16 protein-coding genes, 2 tRNA genes and 2 pseudogenes are annotated in these 17,375 nt (G+C 71.8%); 9 read left to right on the top strand and 11 right to left on the bottom strand.

What is annotated here, in order from left to right:
- Positions 1-165 precede the first annotated feature (165 nt).
- The gene (locus EAD89_RS07820; protein ID WP_121675245.1) at positions 166-1,167 is read left to right on the top strand and encodes a J domain-containing protein; all 1,002 of its coding nucleotides are present in this window, start codon (positions 166-168) and stop codon (positions 1,165-1,167) included.
- A gap of 262 nt (positions 1,168-1,429) precedes the next feature.
- Here the strand turns inward: EAD89_RS07820 and EAD89_RS07815 are convergent.
- Positions 1,430-1,505, bottom strand: a tRNA-Lys gene (locus tag EAD89_RS07815).
- Positions 1,506-1,692: 187 nt separating this feature from the next.
- Here EAD89_RS07815 and EAD89_RS07810 point away from each other — a divergent pair.
- Positions 1,693-2,961, top strand: coding sequence for an Ig-like domain-containing protein (locus tag EAD89_RS07810; protein ID WP_121675244.1), 1,269 nt, complete (start codon positions 1,693-1,695; stop codon positions 2,959-2,961).
- Between the two features lie 253 nt (positions 2,962-3,214).
- Positions 3,215-4,501, top strand: a complete 1,287-nt coding sequence (locus EAD89_RS07805) for an Ig-like domain-containing protein (RefSeq protein ID WP_121675243.1) — start codon at positions 3,215-3,217, stop codon at positions 4,499-4,501.
- 139 nt (positions 4,502-4,640) lie between these two features.
- Here EAD89_RS07805 and EAD89_RS07800 read toward each other — a convergent pair.
- Together EAD89_RS07800 and orn are read right to left on the bottom strand one after the other, a co-directional pair.
- Positions 4,641-4,713, bottom strand: a tRNA-His gene (locus EAD89_RS07800).
- A gap of 106 nt (positions 4,714-4,819) precedes the next feature.
- Entirely contained in the window at positions 4,820-5,410 is a 591-nt protein-coding gene (orn, locus tag EAD89_RS07795; RefSeq protein ID WP_121652384.1) for an oligoribonuclease, read from the bottom strand.
- A 72-nt stretch (positions 5,411-5,482) separates the two neighbouring features.
- On the opposite strand from orn, the gene EAD89_RS07790 reads away from it, so the two are divergent.
- On the top strand, positions 5,483-6,751 hold the full coding sequence (locus EAD89_RS07790) for a glycosyltransferase 87 family protein (protein WP_121675242.1): 1,269 nt from the start codon (positions 5,483-5,485) through the stop codon (positions 6,749-6,751).
- Between the two features lie 260 nt (positions 6,752-7,011).
- Here the strand turns inward: EAD89_RS07790 and EAD89_RS30975 are convergent.
- The 4 genes and pseudogenes from EAD89_RS30975 to EAD89_RS07770 all read right to left on the bottom strand — a co-directional run.
- Positions 7,012-7,323, bottom strand: a pseudogene (locus EAD89_RS30975) (hypothetical protein); the annotation flags it as partial.
- A gap of 679 nt (positions 7,324-8,002) precedes the next feature.
- Positions 8,003-8,743, bottom strand: coding sequence for a YcnI family protein (locus EAD89_RS07780; RefSeq protein ID WP_121675241.1), 741 nt, complete (start codon positions 8,741-8,743; stop codon positions 8,003-8,005).
- Between the two features lie 17 nt (positions 8,744-8,760).
- Entirely contained in the window at positions 8,761-10,425 is a 1,665-nt protein-coding gene (locus EAD89_RS07775; protein WP_121675240.1) for a copper resistance CopC/CopD family protein, read from the bottom strand.
- A gap of 47 nt (positions 10,426-10,472) precedes the next feature.
- Positions 10,473-11,108: a zf-HC2 domain-containing protein gene (locus EAD89_RS07770; RefSeq protein WP_158610724.1), complete on the bottom strand. Its 636-nt coding sequence runs from the start codon at positions 11,106-11,108 to the stop codon at positions 10,473-10,475.
- A gap of 107 nt (positions 11,109-11,215) precedes the next feature.
- Here EAD89_RS07770 and EAD89_RS07765 point away from each other — a divergent pair, with 107 nt between their 5' ends.
- The 4 genes from EAD89_RS07765 to EAD89_RS07750 are packed head-to-tail and all read left to right on the top strand — an operon-like array spanning position 11,216 to position 14,144.
- Positions 11,216-11,806 (top strand): sigma-70 family RNA polymerase sigma factor, encoded by a 591-nt coding sequence (locus EAD89_RS07765; RefSeq protein WP_121652379.1) that lies wholly within the window; start codon positions 11,216-11,218, stop codon positions 11,804-11,806.
- A gap of 31 nt (positions 11,807-11,837) precedes the next feature.
- Complete coding sequence (locus EAD89_RS07760) at positions 11,838-12,362, top strand: MauE/DoxX family redox-associated membrane protein (RefSeq protein WP_121675238.1); 525 nt, start codon at positions 11,838-11,840, stop codon at positions 12,360-12,362.
- Positions 12,355-13,071, top strand: a complete 717-nt coding sequence (locus EAD89_RS07755; protein ID WP_121652377.1) for a thioredoxin domain-containing protein — start codon at positions 12,355-12,357, stop codon at positions 13,069-13,071. Before EAD89_RS07760 ends, EAD89_RS07755 begins: the two co-directional genes overlap by 8 nt.
- Entirely contained in the window at positions 13,068-14,144 is a 1,077-nt protein-coding gene (locus EAD89_RS07750) for a hypothetical protein (RefSeq protein WP_121675237.1), read from the top strand. Before EAD89_RS07755 ends, EAD89_RS07750 begins: the two co-directional genes overlap by 4 nt.
- Before the next feature lie 10 nt (positions 14,145-14,154).
- On the opposite strand, the gene EAD89_RS07745 is transcribed toward EAD89_RS07750, so the two are convergent.
- From EAD89_RS07745 to EAD89_RS07730, 4 genes are read right to left on the bottom strand one after another with little or no spacing between them, the layout of a single operon-like run.
- On the bottom strand, positions 14,155-14,913 hold the full coding sequence (locus EAD89_RS07745; protein ID WP_121675236.1) for an energy-coupling factor ABC transporter ATP-binding protein: 759 nt from the start codon (positions 14,911-14,913) through the stop codon (positions 14,155-14,157).
- Positions 14,910-15,680 (bottom strand): cobalt ECF transporter T component CbiQ, encoded by a 771-nt coding sequence (gene cbiQ / locus EAD89_RS07740; RefSeq protein WP_121675235.1) that lies wholly within the window; start codon positions 15,678-15,680, stop codon positions 14,910-14,912. The genes EAD89_RS07745 and cbiQ overlap by 4 nt, the downstream gene beginning before the upstream one ends.
- A gap of 14 nt (positions 15,681-15,694) precedes the next feature.
- Positions 15,695-16,099 carry a PDGLE domain-containing protein gene (locus EAD89_RS07735; protein WP_121675234.1) on the bottom strand — a complete coding sequence of 135 codons (405 nt, stop codon included), beginning with the start codon at positions 16,097-16,099 and terminating at the stop codon, positions 15,695-15,697.
- Positions 16,096-16,812, bottom strand: a complete 717-nt coding sequence (locus EAD89_RS07730; RefSeq protein WP_121652372.1) for an energy-coupling factor ABC transporter permease — start codon at positions 16,810-16,812, stop codon at positions 16,096-16,098. Before EAD89_RS07730 ends, EAD89_RS07735 begins: the two co-directional genes overlap by 4 nt.
- A 195-nt stretch (positions 16,813-17,007) precedes the next feature.
- Between EAD89_RS07730 and EAD89_RS07725 the strand changes: the two are divergent.
- A pseudogene (locus tag EAD89_RS07725) lies at positions 17,008-17,355 on the top strand (peroxiredoxin); the annotation flags it as partial.
- Positions 17,356-17,375 lie beyond the last annotated feature (20 nt).

The raw sequence follows: 17,375 nt of genomic DNA, 5'->3' as shown, positions 1-17,375 counted from the left end.
GCGCCGTCTACCCACCACACGCGAACCTATCCGGCGCGGATGTACTCCCACAGACAGCGGTAACGACTCGCCGCGGGCGGTGGAGCCGGGGCGCGTAGGTATCGACAATTGCTGTTATGATCAACGGGCACGCGCCCCGATTGTTTATAAGATCCGGTGGATACCATGTTTCCTGACGGACAGGATCCGTACACGCTTCTCGGCGTGACACGTGAATCGTCGGTCGCGGAGATTCGGGAACGCTACCTCGTTCTCGCGCAGATCTGGCATCCGGACAGACATCAGTCGAGCTCCGCGAAGGTCCGGGAGGAAGTCACCCGGCAAATGCAGCGGATCAACGCGGCGTACCAGCATCTGACAGATGTCCACACTCGCGCACATCACGACCGCGAGCGTCAGACCCGGGAACGCCGGGACCGCGAGCGCGAAAACCGCCAACGCCAGGACCGCGAACGTCAGAAGCGCGAGGGTCAGAGCCGCGAACGGGAAGCCCGGGAACGTCAGGATCGGGAACGCGAGACCCGCGAACGCGAGAATCCCAGAGCACAGTGGACGCACCCGGGCTTCCCGGGCGCGAGCCGGCCGGTCACCTCAGCTGACCCGCGTTCAACTATTCACCCGATTGCCATCACACTTCGGTCCGGCGAAAGGGGATACACGCTTCGCGCGCACCTCGACGACCAACAGACCGACGCGGCATTCCTCGGCGCTCAGAGTCACCTGCTCCTATTCAGATCCGCAGAATCCATGCGCAAGTATGTGACCAGGACCGAAACCCATGAATTGGCTTCCATCGAGGGGTGGGAAAGCTTCCTGGACGGCATGGGCAGCACTGCGACGGAGCCTGACGATGAACACACCTTCGACTTCGACCTCATCACCTACAGCCTGAGGTTTCCGCCGGCGCAGTGGGTCCCGACATTGTTCATCGCCAACCGTGACCTCATTCGAGAGATCTCGGAGGCGTTCGAGCTCGACGGTGTGCTGAAGCACCTGGCCGTGGGTTCGCCCCTGGATTACCTCGATGACCTGTTTCGGGTCGCCGACCGGCCAGTCGCCGGCTGGGGCGCCCGTCGCCAACTCGCGTCCCTCCAGGGCGGGCTGTTCAGCGCTGTGTGGCGGACAGCGATCGGCGGAATCGAAGAGCGCGTCCGCTGGCTGCGTTGAACGTCTCGAAAGAGCACCCTGCCCGGCGCGAGTCACGGGACCATCGGGAGCACGTCGTCGTCGCAGCCGGCCTGGGGCAGTCCGGCAGCCGCGGCGATGACCGCTACGGGGGCGGGACAGTTGGCACAGAGCCGTATACCTCTGAGGCATAAATATGACTCTGAGGTATGAGGATGCCTGGCGACCACGCCCGGACCCGCGTCACTCCCCCCGAAACCACATCTGGGCACCCACCCGTGAGGGTGAATGCCCAGATTATTGCTGGTGCGCCGCCAGGGACTCGAACCCCGAACCCGCGGATTAAGAGTCCGCTGCTCTGCCAGTTGAGCTAGCGGCGCTCGTCGGCAACGGAGAGAACATTAGCACCCCGCCGAGCCGGGCTCCAATCCGGTTGCCCGGGTCCCCCCTTCGGTCGAGCTTAGCGGGCAAAAGGTCTCAAAACGGCCCGCGCGACGAGGACGGGACCGTCTGCCAAGGCGGTGATGCGGCACGATGTCCGCCAGGTACGCGAGAACAGAGGTGGGGATGGCACGGTTCACGCGAGCCGGGGCGGTGGTGGGCGCTCTGGCCCTGGTGGCGTCGCTGGCACTGACCGCCTGCGGCGACGAGCAGAAGAACCCGGAGTTCGTCGGCGGGTCCGGTCCGAGCGCAAGCGCGAGCGCCGAGCCCGGCGCGGCGGAGCCGACGACGCCGGCCGCGCCGAGTGGGCCCGCGCTCGCGCTGAGCCCGGGCGACGGCACGAAGAACAAGCCGGTGAGTACGGAGATCAGCGCGAAGCTCCCGGACGGCGCGAAGGTGTCCACGGTCACCCTGACCGCCGCGAGCGGCGGCGCGGTCGCGGGCACGCTGCGCACCGACGGCTCCGCCTGGGTGCCGAACGCCCCGCTGAAGTACGGCACCAGGTACACCGCCACGGTGACGGCGACCGGGGCCGACGGGACGAGCAGCCAGGGCACCAGCAGCTTCACCACGATGGCCAAGCCCAGGTCGACCATCGGGTCCGGCCTCTACCTCTTCGACGACAAGAGCTACGGCGTGGCCATGCCGGTGGTCACCGAGTTCCACCCGGGCATCCCGAAGAAGGACCGGGCGGCGGTGCAGAAGCGGATGTTCGTCCGCACCGACCCGCCGCAGCCGGGGGCGTGGCACTGGGTCGACAACGGCACGCAGGCCTACTACCGGGCGCCGGAGTACTGGAAGCCGGGCACCACGCTCACCGTACGGATCGCCCTGGCCGGGGTGCCGCTGAGCAATGGCCGCTACGGCGACGTGGACCGCAAGGCCACCGCCAAGATCGGCCGGTCGTTCGTGATGAAGGTCGACAACGCCACCAAGAAGATGACGGTGTACGAGAACGGCACGCTGGTCCGCACCGTGCCGGTGAGCCTGGGCAAGAAGAGCACCCCGTCGTCCAGCGGCACGATGGTGGTGATGGAGAAGAAGGAGTCCACGGTCTTCGACACCCGTGACGACCCGGACCCGGCCAACCGCTACGTCACCGAGATCGACTTCGCCCAGCGGCTCACCTGGGGTGGCGAGTACATCCACGCCGCGCCCTGGTCGGAGCACGTGCAGGGGCGGCAGAACGTCTCGCACGGCTGCGTGAACGTGTCGACGGCGAACGCCCGGTGGCTGTTCGGCAAGACGCGGATCGGTGACCCGATCACGGTGAAGGGGACCGAGCGCAGGCTCGCCGCCGGCAACGGCTGGACGGCGTGGAGCCTGAGCTGGTCGCAATTCGTCAAGGGCAGTGCGCTGCCGGTGCCCGCGGGTGGGTCCGGCCCGGCGCTTTGAGCCGTACTCCGGCCGCACGCCGGCCCGTGCGACCGCGCGGGCCGGCGCGTACCCTTGCACTGCCCGCGGCGCGACGGCGCCCGCGGCGACCCCTCAGTCCCGGCACGGAGACGAGCCAGACTCACGAAACGCCGGATTTTAACAAAATTCCGGCATCATCGTCGGCGTGTTCCGGTTCACCCTGTGCAACCAGGGCCGGTCCTGGTGCGTCAGTAGGAGACGATGGGTCAGGGACCACGACTGTGAGGGAATCATGCGAGCTAGCCAGGACCAGCTGATCCGGCCCGGTGGGCGACGCCGCGTGTTCGCGGCGGGGCTTCTCGCCGTGGCACTGGCCTTCACCTCCGCCTGTACCGACGGTGACGGCGGTAAGCCGTCCTCGTGGCAGGGCGGCAGCGAGAGTCCGGCGCCGAAGGCGGCGGCGACCATCAGCGAACCGGCGACCGACGCCAAGGACGTGCCTGCGTCCACCGGCATCACCTTCACCACGAAGGACGCCGTCGAGACCGCCGTCGAGCTCAAGGACGCGGCCGGCAAGGCGGTCGAGGGTTCCGTCAGCGCGGACGGCAAGACCTGGCTGCCGGCCGGGGCACTGGAGTACGGCACGAGCTACACCGCCACGGTGACCGCCACCGGCGACGACGGCCGTCCGGCCACCGCGACCAGCACCTTCACCACCATGGCCAAGCCGGGCAAGCAGGTGCGGGTGAGCAGCTTCCTCGGCGACAACCAGGTGGTCGGGGTCGGGATGCCGCTGATCGTGAAGTTCAGCCGCGCCATCCCGGAGGACTACCGCGACGACGTGCAGCGCCGGATGACGGTGACCTCGACGCCGGCCCAGGAGGGCATCTGGCACTGGGTCAGCCCCACCGAGATCCGGTACCGGCCGAAGCAGTTCTGGAAGGCCGACAGCAAGGTCTCCTACCGGGTGCAGGCCGGCGGCCTGCCGATGGGGGACGGCTGGTACGGCCGCGCCGACCTGACCGTGGACATCAAGATCGGCGCAGCGGTGGTCATGACCGTGGACAACAAGACCAAGCGGATGACGGTCACCCGGAACGGCTCCGTGGTGAAGACCATCCCGGTCAGCCTGGGCAAGAAGAGCACCCCGTCGTCCAGCGGCACCATGGTGGTGATCGAGAAGCTGCGCAAGACGGTCTTCGACACCATGGAGGAGCTGGGCCCCGAGGAGGGCTACCGCACCAAGATTGACTTCGCCCAGCGGCTCACCTGGGGCGGGGAGTTCATCCACGCCGCGCCCTGGTCCGAGGGGCAGCAGGGCACCACGAACGTCTCACACGGCTGTGTGAACGTGTCGATGGCCAACGGCGACTGGCTGTTCAAGAACACCCGGGTCGGTGACCCGATCACCGTCAAGGGCACCGAGCGGAAGCTCCAGAACGGCAACGGCTGGACCGACTGGAACATGAGCTGGGACGAGTACGTCAAGGGCAGCGCGCTGCCGTACGAGCCGCCCGCCGACCCGGACACCTCGCCGACCCCGGACGCCGGCACCCCGACGCCCACGCCGACCGCCTGAGGCAGCCGAAACGACGAAAGCCCCCTCCGTGGCGGAGGGGGCTTTCGTATGGGCGCCGATCCGCCCGTGGTCCTCTGACCGTCAGTCCCACATACGGCTCAGGCCCCCTCGTGGGAGGGGGCCTGAGATCCACTAGCTGGGTGACTGATGGGAATTGAACCCACGACAACCGGGACCACAACCCGGTGCTCTGCCAACTGAGCTACAGCCACCATGCCGCCGTCGCCCGGTCGATCGCCCCGGGCGGGGTGCGGACCAATAATAGCCACACCGCGCCGGACCCCGTCCAGCGGGTTGCCGGCTCACCCCGGCGGCGGGTCAGAGGTCGGCGGCGATTCCCTTGGCGGTCTCCACGTCAGGGCCGGGCAGCGGGACGAAGATGGTCCGCCGGTAGTACTCCAACTCCCGGATGCTCTCCCGGATGTCGGCCAACGCGCGGTGCGCCAGGCCCTTCTGCGGCTGGCCGAAGTACACGCGGGGGTACCAGCGGCGGCACAACTCCTTGATCGACGACACGTCGATCATCCGGTAGTGCAGGTGCGCGTCGAGTCGGGGCATGTCCCGGGCGATGAAGCCCCGGTCGGTGGCGATCGAGTTGCCACAGAGCGGCGCGGTACGCGGATCCTTGACGAAGCCGCTGACGTACTCCAGCACCCGGTCCTCGGCCTCGGCCAGGGTCACCGCGGAGCGGCGCACCTCCTCGGTGAGGCCGGACTTGGCGTGCATCGTCCGGACGATCTCCGGCATCGCCTCCAGCGCGGCCTCGTCGGCGTGGATCACCACGTCGACGCCGTCACCCAGCACGTTGAGGTCAGGATCGGTGACCAGTGCCGCAACCTCGATCAGCTTGTCCCTGCCGAGGTCCAAACCGGTCATTTCACAGTCGATCCAGACGAGGAGATCAGCCACCGGGACAGCCTACGCGCCGCCCACGACCCGCGGCTGCGCGCTCTCGACCGAGCGGCCCGCTAGGGTTTCGGAGTGCCAGCCGAACCCGTCGCACCGCCCGCCGTCACCGACGACGATCCCGGCGGCCGTACGGTCCGTCGGCTCGTCGCGGTGGTGGCGCTGATCGCCGTGCTGCCGGCGCTCTACCTGCCCGGCCTGGTGCACAACTTCTTCGACCTGAAGATCTACATGTCGGCGATGGACTGGTGGCGCGTCGGCCACCCCCTCTACGACTACGTCCAACCTGACCGGGTGCAGGGCGAGCTGTACTTCACGTACCCGCCGTTCAGCGCTCTGCTGCTGTGGCCGTTCGGGCTGCTGAAGCTCGGAACCACCGTGACGATCTTCACGGTGCTCACCGTGCTGGCCGTGGTGCTGACCACCCGGTGGCTGGTGATGCCGGTCATCGCCCGGCACAACCTGCCGCGAACGTTCACCCTGTGCGTCGCCGTGCTGCTGGTGCTGGCGGTGGAGAGCACCCGCGAGACGCTCACCTTCGGCCAGATCAACATGCTGCTGGTCGTCCTGATCCTGGCCGACCTGCTGTTCGCGGTGCCGCAGGCGCGGCGCTGGGCCGGGGTGGGCATCGGCCTGGCGACGGCGCTCAAGCTCTTTCCCGGCATCTTCATCGTGTACCTGCTGGCCACCCGGCGGTGGCGGGCCGCGGTGGTGGCGAGCGCGACAGCGGCGGCGGCGACTCTGCTGGCGGCGGCGATCGCCCCGAGCGACTCGTGGCGGTTCTGGACCCACGAGCTGTGGGACACTGATCGGGTCGGGCGCACCGACTACGTCGGTAACCAGTCGCTGTTCGGCCTGCTCAGCCGGTTCACGGCTCCGGAGAAGCCGGAGCGGCTGCTCTGGTTGCTGGTGGTCGCCGTCGTCGCCGTGTACGGGTTGTGGCGTGCGGCCCGCGCGGCCCGGGCCGGCGACGCCTTGACCGGCCTCACCCTGACCGGGCTGGTCGGTTCCCTGGCGAGCCCGATCACCTGGACCCACCACATCTACTGGTTCGTGCCGGCGGTGGTGCTGCTCGTGGACGCCGCGTTGAGTGCCGACCGCCCGGACGAGGCACGCCGGCGTCGGTGGTTGGCCGGGCTGGCGCTGGTAACCACGGCAGTGATCATCTACGGAATGGTGACGTTCCAGAAGTGGGGCACGGCGGTGGTCCGCACCGGCGATCCGGTGGACTTCGTCCTGCAGAACGGGTACGTGCTGCTCAGCCTGCTGCTGCTGGCCGCGCTACCGGTGCGCTCCAAGCACTCTGAGGAAAAATCGCACCAAATGGACAGGCCTCCCCACTAGCCACCATTGGCGCTAATCTGACCTCATCTACCTCAAGCGTCGCTCGGGTAGCACCGATCCCCCGGTGAGGGTGGCCCTCCGCGTCGGCAGCGCGGAGGGCCGCTCGCCGTTTCGTCCACCGTGACCGGTCGGGCCGTCGGCGCCGCAGTGGCCGGCGGCCAGGCCAGACTCAACGCCACCTCCGGGGGACGGGGCAGCCGGGCCGGCGCCTCCAGGTCGGCGAGGGTGCTCGGCCGGGCCGGTTCGGCGCCGATCGCCGACCGGGGCCGCGCGTCCGCGCCGGAACCGACCGGGGTGAGCTGCCGCCCGGCCGGCAGCGAGCGTGCCACCGCGACGTCCGGGGCGGGCGCGGTGCCCAGTCCACTCAACGAACTGACCCCGAGCCGACCGGCGAGCACCGGCACCTGATCCGGCTCGACCACGAAGACCACCTCGCGGGGGCGCGGCGGGCGCAGCAGGAGCACCGCCGCGCCCACCACCAGCAGCACCCCGACCGCCAGCAGCCCCCAGGTGGCCGGGGTGGTCCACCCGGCCCGCAACTCGGCGCGCAGGTCCAGAGCCAGGTCGCCGCCGCCGTCCGGCCGCATCACCACGAGGCTCATCGGCTCGCCGGCCAGGTCGTCCGCACTCCACTCCAGCGAGCCGATCCCCTCGCGTACCCAGAACGGGCGACCAAGGGGGGTCACCGGCCCGGCGGTGGTCGGGGCGCCGGCGGCCGGGCCGGCGGGATCGAGCCGGACGGGCAGCGGACCCCGCGCCAGTGCCACCCGGCGGACCGAGGCGTACGGCACCGGCTCCAGCCAGCGGCGCACCTCGGCGGTGGGCGCCAACCCCACGAAGGCCGGGCCGTCCGGCGTGCGCGCGTCCAACTCCAGCCGGGTCTGCGCGGTGCGCGCGAACGGCGCCTCCTGGCGCAGCAACCGGTCGAGGTCGGTGACCACGACCGCGTGGCCGGGTGTGCGGACGGTCTCGAACCGGGCGGCGAAGGTCCCACCGGGGTCGGCGTGCCGGGTCACGAGCCAGAGCGCGCCACCGGCGAAGATTGCCGGAATCCCGATGACCAACAGCAGCACCCCAGCGATCCCCCGCACGAAACGCATTCGCAACGTCCCCCTCCGTAGCCAGATACCCGGCCGACCTTACCGACGTACACCGTCTGATCAGGGGATATCCGCCGCACGGTCGGTCCCGTCCCGGGGAAAGCACGCTGGCCCGCCGGATTCTCCGGCGGGCCAGCGGGTGAGCGGCGGGTCAGGACTTGGCGACCGGCTCCCGACGGGTGCGGACGAACGCCAGCCCGCCCAGCACCAGCCCGGCGAGGCCGGCGACCAGACCGGCGACGCCGAGGCCGACCGCGACGCCCTCGCCCTCGTCGTCGTCATCGTCGGTCGTCGCCGCGGCTGCCGCAGCGGGCGCGGACGGCGCGGCCGACCCCGACGCCGCGGCGGCGGTCAGGGTGAGCACCGGCGCCGGGTGCTCCGGCTCCTCGCCCCCCGCGGTCGGCTCGTCGATCCAGCGCGACACGTTGCCGTCCGAGTAGGTCTGCAGGGTCTTGAAGATCATCGAGTCGACCTGCGGCAGCGGCCCCATCGAGACCGGGAACTCCTGGAACTGGCCCGGCTTCACACCCGCGTCACCGGTCGCGGTCCAGGTCAGCTTGGAGACCGCCTCGGTGATCGGGCTGCCGTGCACCTCGATCGGCGGGTCGACCTTGCGCTTCTCCACGGCCACCGTCCAGCCGGGCACCGGCATGGTCGACACCGAGCCGACCGGAGCGTTCTCCGGCAGCACCACCTCCAGCTTGGTGGTCGACGCGCTGTCGCTCTCGTTGGGCACGCGGAACGCCACCCGGGCGTACCCGCCCTGGGTCGCCTCCTTCGGGTTCACCGTGACGTGGGCGGAGGCCGGCCCGGCGAAGCCGAGCACGGCGGTCGCGACGGCGGTGAACGCCAGGGCGGTGGCGGCGGTTGCGGTACGCCGGAGACGGGTCATGGGTTTCGGGAGCCTTTCTAGCGGATGGGCACGGTGGCGGTCACCGTGGCCTGGTCGATGTCGGACGTACGAACGGTGATCTTCAGTTGCCAGTCGCCGGCGGCCGGCAGGCTGACGTCCCCGTAGGCGTGGCTGTCCGTCAGCGGCAGCAACGGGACCTCGATCGGCTCGATCCCGGCCGAGGGCAGCGCGGCGGTCGCCTGCCACTCCACCACGGGCTGCGGCTGGTTGTCCTTGGTGTACGCGTACAGGTGCATCGAGTTGTTGCCCCGCTCGGCCGGGTCCAACTCGACCTGGACGGTCAAGAGCGGGCTGGACAGGGTGGTGGAGAAGAGACCGGCCTGGGTGCCGGACGGCTCGGCCACGGCGGTGCGGGCGGGCGTGGTCTGCACCAGGGTCGCGGACAGGCCGAGCACCACCACGGTGACGGCCAGTTCCACCAGGACCGCCCGGCGCACCGGCGCCGGCCGCTGCGCCGCGGTGCGTCGGCGCACCAGCTGCCGGGAGTACGCGGCCACGGCGATCACCAGCGCGAACAGCCCGATCTTGGCCAGCAGCAGCCGCCCGTACGTGGTGTTGATCAGGGCATCGAGGGTGGCCACCTCGATCAGCGCCTGGACGGTGCCGGCCAGCAGCAACGCCGAGACGGCGAGCGCCGCCCAGCGCGACCAGATCGGCAGGATCGCGCCCAGCTCCCGCTCGTCGGCCTGGCGCAGCAGGAAGCCCGCGAGCATCAACAGGCCGCCCAGCCAGACGGCCATGCTGCCCAGGTGGACCGCGTCGACCACCACGGAGACCGCAGGGGCCGGGGAGGCCGCCGGGTGCCCGGCCAGCGGCCAGGTCAGCAGGGCCGCGCCGCCGAGCACGGCCAGGATGATCGCGTCGGTGCGCCCGGACGGCCCGGTCAGCAGCGGCCGGAGCAGGAACGCCGCGGCCGCCAGCAGGCCGAGCCGGACCAAATGGGCGGCGCCGAAGGCGCTGCCGAACACGCTGCCGAACCCCTCGCCGGTCACCTCGAAGAGGCCACCGCCGGCGGTGTAGGGCACCTGCAGCCACAGATCGGCGAGGGTGGCGACCGCCACGAGACCGAGGCCGGTCCAGGCCAGGCGGGCCGGTCCCCGCCGGGACAGCCGTCGTGGCCACAGCGCGGCGAGCACCAGCGCCGGGCCGACCAGCAGCACCAGGCCGGCGTACCCGAGGAAACGCGCCACCTTCACCGCGTTGCCCACCACCGGGTTGGCCCGGCTTTCGTCACCGGTGTCGGCCGGTGGCGTCGAGGGCGCGCCGACCGAGTAGGTGAACGCGCCGGAGACCGGGTGGCTGTCGGCGGAGATCACCCGGAAGCTGACCAGGTAGGTGCCGCGCTCGCCGGCCGGATCGACCGGGATGGTGACGGCGTTGCCGTCGAAACGTGGCTCACCCCGGTCGGCGCGGGAGCCGTCCGGTGCGATGACGCGGATCTTGCCGGGAACCTTGCGGACCGACTCGCTGAACGTGAGGACCACCTCGGCCGGCCCGCTCGGCACCACCGACGAGGCGGCCGGGCTGCTGCTCTGCAGCACCGCGTGCGCGCTGGCGGGAGTGGCCGGGGCGATCAGGAGGAGGACGACGGTGACCATAAGGCCGGCGGTGGCGGCCAACCGGGCGAGCCAGCGGCGGGGGGCGACAGTCATGCTGGCCATGCTCGCCGACGAGAGTGGATCTCGGCGACCCGAGTCTGCTGAGTCATTCAGCCGCGCCCCACCGCCAGCACCGGCGCGAGCGGCCGGTCCTCCCCGCCGGTACGCACCAGCGCCCACAGCAGACCCGCCTGCACCACGGCGGCCAGGTGGCCGACCTCGTGCATCAGCGCGGTGGTCGAGTTGGCGATGTCCACCACGCTGGTGCCGGCCAGGCAGACCGCCAGCACCAGAGCCACCGGCAGGAACGCTCGTGCCCGCTCGGGCCGCCAGGCGGCCAGTCCGAAGCCCACGGCCAGCGCCACGTCGAACGAGGCCATCTCCCGGCTGGTGTGCGGGTCCACCGACACGCCCAGCCCGGCGAGCAGGATCGGCAGCGCGATGGCCAACTGCGCCACCGCGGCCACCGCCACCGCGATCCGCAGCACCTGCCGGCGGGCCCGCCGGACGACGGCCGGGCTCCGGTGGGCGGAATCGGCGGCGACCGCGGCCAGCACCGCCGCGGTGAGGTCGGGCACCTCCACCGGCTGCACCCGGGCCAGCCGGGTCACCTGCTCGACGCTCGCCAGCCAGGCGCGGCAACCGGCGCAGGTGGCGGTGTGGGCGTCCAGCGCCGCCGGGGACGTCTGCGAGTCCTCCCCGTCCAGGCGCGCCGACAGCGCCGCGCGCACGTGGTCGCAAGTCATGACGGGGTAGTCGGCCCATGGCGGGGAAAAGTTCCCGACGTGGCGCAGAACATTCATGAGCCCAAGGGCTCCGCCGTTGCGCCGGGCGCCGCGTAACCTGGTTTGTCGTGATCCCCGTCCCGCGTGACACCGGTGCCGCCGGTCCGGCCGACCCGGCGGAAGGCGGTGCCCGGGATCCGGCCACCGAGTGGGCGTTGACCGCGCGCGACGGCGACCCGACCGCCCAGGCGGCCTTCGTCCGGTCGACCCAGGCCGAGGTCTGGCGCTTCACCGCCGCCCTGGTGGACCCGGACAGCGCCGACGATCTGACGCAGGAGACCTACCTGCGGGCGTTCCGGGCGCTGCCCGCGTTCGAGGGTCGTTCCAGCGCCCGCACCTGGCTGCTCGGCATCGCCCGACGGACCTGTGCCGACCACCTGCGCACGGTGATCCGCCGTCGCCGGCTCGACGAGCGGCTCGCGGCGAACGCGTACACCGACCGCCCGCACCCGGACCCGGCCGGGCAGCTCGGCGCCGCCGACCTGGTCCGCCGGTTGAGCGCCGAGCGGCGCGCCGCGTTCGTGCTCACCCAACTGCTCGGCCTGTCGTACGCCGAGGCCGCCGCCGTCGAGGGGGTGCCGGTGGGCACCATCCGATCCCGGGTCGCCCGGGCACGCGACGACCTGGTCGAGGCGGTCGGCGACGCCCTGACCGGCTGAGCGGGAACTTCCGGCGACGACGGGACGACAAATGACCGTGACAGCACCTTTGACCCGCGCCGGTCGCTGGGCCGCCGTCCGGCCCTGGCTCGGTGTCGCGGCCCGACTCGGCCTCGCCGCCGTCTGGCTGGTCGCCGGCGCGTCGAAGGTCGGCGACCTGGCCGCCTCCGGCCGGGCCGTGAACGCCTACCAGGTGCTGCCGTACGACGTGGCGACCGTGGTCGGCGCCGCGCTGCCCTTCGTCGAGTTGGCGCTGGGCGTGCTGTTGCTGCTCGGGCTGGCCACCCGGCTCAGCGCGGGAGTCTCGGCGGCCCTGCTGGTGGTCTTCGTCGCGGGGATCGCCTCGGCCTGGGCGCGTGGCCTGGCCATCGACTGTGGCTGCTTCGGCAGCGGCGGGCAGCTCGCCGAGGGGCAGGCACCCAGTTACCTCCCGGAGATCCTGCGCGACCTGGGATTCTTGGTGCTGGCCGGTTTTCTGCTGATCTGGCCGCGTACGCCCGTCTCGGTGGACGGGTGGTTGTCCGGTGAACCCGCCGTGGAGGACGAGGATGAGTAGTCGCAAGGGGCAGCGGGACGCGGCCCGGGTGGTCCGCCAGCAGCTGGCCCGCGAGCGGCGCCGCCGCCGCACCCTCTGGGTCTCCGCCGCCGCCGTCGCCGTGCTGGTCATCGCCGGCCTGATCGGCTGGAGTGTCTGGTCCAGCCAGCGCTCGGACGACTTCACCACCCCGCCCGGCGCCAACGCGGACGGCACCGGCATCGTCACCGGCGGCGGGCCGGTCACCGTCGACGTCTACGAGGACTTCCTCTGCCCGGCCTGCAAACAGTTCGAGCAGACCAGCGGGGCGACCCTGGAGCAGTTGGTGGCCGAGAACAAGGCGAAGGTGGTCTACCACCCGGTGGCGTACCTCAACCGCTTCTCCACCACCGAATACTCCACCCGCTCCTCGGCCGCCTCCGGCTGCGCCGCGGCCGGCGGCAAGTTCCGCGAGTACGCCAAGGCGCTCTTCGACCAGCAGCCGCCGGAAGGCAGCGCCGGGCTCACCGACGACCAGTTGATCGACATCGGCGCCGGGGTGGGGCTGGACCGGGGCTCGTTCGGCGTCTGCGTCAAGGACAGCACGTACCGGACGTGGACCGAGCACGTCACCGACGAGGCGAGCCGGAGCGACGTCACCGGCACACCGACCATCCTGGTCAACGGTCAGCCACTCGCCGACCGCAGCCCGCAGGGCCTCACCGCGGCCGTGGCGGCGGCCGGCAGGTGATCCGTACCCTGCTGGCCCGCGCCGGCCTGGTCGCCACCGCCGCCTGCGCGGCCACCCTGCTCACCGCGGCGCCCGCCGCCGCGCACGGCGCCGACGCCCCGGACGGCAGCGACTACCGCACCCGGACCACCGGCGTCACCCCGGCCCGACCCGGGCTGGAGGTACGGGTGGTCGAGGCGGGCGCCCGACTGGAGCTGACCAACCGCAGCGGCCGCCCGATCGAGGTGATCGGCTACTCCGGTGAGCCGTACCTGCGGATCGGCCCGGACGGGATCTTCGAGAACACCCGCTCCCCCGCCACGTACCTGAACCGCACCATCGCCGGGGACACCACGCTGCCCGCCGAGGCGGACCCGGCGGCAGCGCCGTCCTGGCAGCGGATCTCCGGCGGGACCACGGCCCTTTGGCACGACCAGCGCGCGCTGTGGCGGGAGTCGGCACCGCCGGACGCGGTACGCGCCGCCCCGGACCGCGAGCACCGCGTCCGGGACTGGACGATCCCGCTGCGCGACGGCGCCGAACCGGCGCAGATCCGCGGCACCCTGGACTGGCTGCCACCGCCGGACGCGTACACCTGGTGGGCGGTGACCATCGTGGGGCTGCTCGCGGTGGGCGCGCTCGGCCTGCTCGCCGCCGCCGCGCCCGCCGGCGCCCGGGCGCTGTCCGCGCTGGGCGTGCTGCTGGTCGCCGGGGGCGTCGTCGCCGTGCTCTACCCGGTGGGCCGGGAGCTGGACGCCGGCGCCCAGGGCGTGGGCGGGGTGCTGGCCGGGCTGCTGTCCGGACAGGTCTGGTCGCTGCTCACCGGCCTCGGCGCGATCGCCGCCGGTTGCTACGCGCTGGCCCGCCGCCCGGCCGCCGACTTCGCGGTGGCGCTGGCCGGGGCCTGCCTGGCGCTCTTCGCCGGGGTGGCCAACGCCGCGGTGTTCGCCCGGTCCGTCGCGCCGGTGCCCTGGCCGGCCGAGGTCGCCCGGGTGATGGTGGCCCTGGTGCTGATCACCGGCGCCGGCGCGACCGCCGCCGGCATCCTGCGCCTGCACGCCGCCTCCCGAACCGCCACCCCCGCCCAGACCTGACCCGCGCCGGTCAGGCGCGCGGAGCGAAGCCGTACGGAAGTTCGAGGCGGTGGCTGGCCAGGAGCGTGGAGTCGGCCAGCAGGTCCAGCGTGGGGGCGTCGGCGACGATCCGGCCACCGTCCAGGATCACCGAGCGCTCGCACAGCTCCGCCGCGTACGGCAGGTCGTGGGTCACCATCAGCAGCGTCACCGGCAGCTCGCGCAGAATCTCGGCCAGCTCACGCCGGGCCGCCGGGTCCAGGTTCGACGACGGCTCGTCCAGCACCAGGATCTCCGGGTGCATGGCGAGCACGGTGGCCACCGCCACCCGGCGGCGCTGCCCGAACGACAGGTGCTGCGGCGCCCGGTTCCGGTGCTCGCTCATCCCGACCGCCGCGAGCGCCTCGTCCACCCGGGCGGCCAGCTCCGCCCCGCGCAGACCCAGGTTGGCCGGCCCGAACGCGACGTCCTCCGCCACGGTGGGCAGGAAGAGCTGGTCGTCCGGGTCCTGAAAGACGATGCCCACCCGGCGGCGCACCTCGGACAGGGTGGCCCGGTCCGGCGTCACGGTCAGGCCGCCGACGCTCACCGTGCCCTCGGTCGGCGTGAGGATGCCGTTGAGGTGCAGCACCAGCGTGGTCTTACCGGCGCCGTTGGGCCCGAGCAACGCCACCCGGCCCCCGCGCGGCACGGTCAGGTCCACCCCGTGCAGGGCGACATGCCCGTCCGGGTACGCGTACCGAACGCCACGAACGTCCAGCGAGACAGCGGTCTGCACGACACCGATCATGTCAGCACGACGGCGGTGGCGGCGATGGAGGCCGCCACCACCGGCACGGTCGCGGCGACCAGCCACTGGCCGGTGGTCGCCGCGCCGTCGCCCTGCCAGACCTCGGGCATCCGCCCCGAGTACCCCCGGGACAGCATCGCCAGGTAGACCCGCTCACCGCGTTCGAACGCCCGCAGGAACAGCGCCCCGATCCCGGCGGCGAAGCCGCGCAGCTGCCACAGGAAACGCGGATCGTCACCCCGGGAGATCCGGGCCACCCGCATCCGCCGCGCCTCGCCGACCAGCACGTCGAGGTAGCGCAGCATGAACGTCGCGATCTGGGTGAGCACCTGCGGGCAGTGCAGCCGGTCCAGCCCGACGATGAGGTCCCGGGTGGTGGTGGTCGCGGCAAGCAGCAGCGAGGCGAGGACGCCCAGGGTGCCCTTGGCCACGATGTTCCACGCGCCGTGCAGCCCATCCTCGGACAGCCGCAGGCCCAGCACCTCGACCCGCTCGCCGGCACCGAGGAACGGCAACGCGACGGCGAACAGCACGAACGGCAGCTCGATCAGCGCCCGGCTGAGCAGCCACCGCGGCCCCACCCGGGCCAGCGCCGCCACCACCGCCACCAGCAGGGCGTACGCGCCGAAGGCCCAGAACGCGGAGCGCGGGGTGGCCACCACGGCGACCGTGAAGACCACCATCGCCACGATCTTGACCTCGGGTGGGAGCCGGTGCACCGGCGAGTCGGACTCCCGGTACAGCACGTGCCCGTGACCGGCACCCATCCGCGTACCCCTGCTCAGCCGTTGGCGTCGGCGTGGCGCCGGTCGTCGGCGGACGTTTCGACATCGCCCTCGGCGGGCGTCGTGGCGCCACGGCGGCGCAGCAACCAGAAGCCGCCGGCGCCGACCGCGAAGGTGAGCAGCACGCCGAGCACCCCGGAGAGGCCGGTGGAAAGGAAGCTGTTCTCCACGCCCCGCACCCCGTAGTCGGCGAGCGGGCTGTCCCCCAACTCGTGGTCCCGGGCCTGCTGGGCAGGGCAGCTTCCGCCGACGATGTTGTCATCGGCGTCCACGGTGCATCCCTTGAGCAGCGACGAGTCCAGCCCGTCCGGGTGGGACGAGGCGTAGTTGCTCACCACCCCCGCCAGCAGCAGGGCGACCAGCAGGCCACCGGCCAGGAAGGCCCAGGAGCGGTTCTTCATCGGACACCTCCGACGGCGGGAACGGTGGGTACGGTCGCGGGACGCAGCCCGCGCAGCGCGTAGACGAGATCGGGGCGCACCTTCGCCACGGTGACCACGGTGGTGGCAGTGATCAGACCCTCACCGATGCCGATCAGCAGGTGGACACCGGCCATCGTGCCGGCCAGGCTGGCCAGATTGCCGCCCAGGTCGGTGGTGCCGCCCAGCCAGTACTGCAGAACGAAGCCCTGGGACGCGACCACCACGCTGAGCATCGCGGCGACGAACCCGGTGACCGCCAAGCCGGCGGGCGTGCGGGGCAGCACCCGCAGCAGCACGGCGATCAGCACGTACGCCGCGGCGGTGCCGAGCAGCGCCATGTTGGTGATGTTGAGGCCGAGCATCGCCACGCCCCCGTCGCCGAAGACCAGCGCCTGCACCACCAGCACCACCGACACGCAGAGCGCGCCGACCCACGGGCCGACCAGCATCGCGGCGAGCGCGCCACCGAGCAGGTGGCCGCTCACGCCGGCCGTGAAGATCGGAAAGTTGAGCATCTGGACGGCGAAGATGAACGCGGCCACCAGGCCGGCCATCGGGGCCAGGCGGTCGTCGAGGTCGCGCCGACCGCGCAGCACGCAGCCGGTGAGCGCGGCCAGGGCGAGCGCCGCGAATACCGCTGCGACGGGACCATCGATGATCCCGTTCGAGATGTGCATCGCCAAGGTTTCCACGCGACCTCCCACGCGTCAGCGGACCCGTCCGGGGCCGGCGGAAGTCAGCCTATTTCCCGAACCCTGTTGTTGCCATACCCTGGCAACAAGGCATGTTGTTGATCACCCTTCGGGACCGGGGCGCCGCCGACCAGTGGCCGCGACCGCTCCGCGCGTCGCCTGCGGCGGCACCGGCTCGCCCGGCGGTATCGTCGGGCCATGACCCCCGGCTGCACCAAGCAGGCCTGCGACTTCCGCGACTCGCTCGCCTCCCTCCAGGCCGCCGGCTACGAGGTGATCGGCATCTCCCCGGACAAGCCCGAGAAGCTGGCGAAATTCCGCGACCGCGACGCCATCACGTTCCCGCTCGTGTCGGACGTGGACAAGGCGGTGCTGACCGCGTACGGCGCGTACGGCGAGAAGCAGCTGTACGGCAAGACCGTGACCGGCGTGATCCGCTCGACCTTCGTCATCGACGCCGACGGCAAGATCGAGCGGGCGCTCTACAACGTCAAGGCCACCGGGCACGTCGCCAAGCTCCGCCGCGACCTCGGCCTCGACTGACCTGTCGTACCGGGCGGCTA

Source organism: Micromonospora sp. BL4 (assembly GCF_003667505.1).
Lineage (GTDB): Bacteria > Actinomycetota > Actinomycetes > Mycobacteriales > Micromonosporaceae > Micromonospora.
This window is presented reverse-complemented; position numbering and strand designations above follow the sequence as displayed.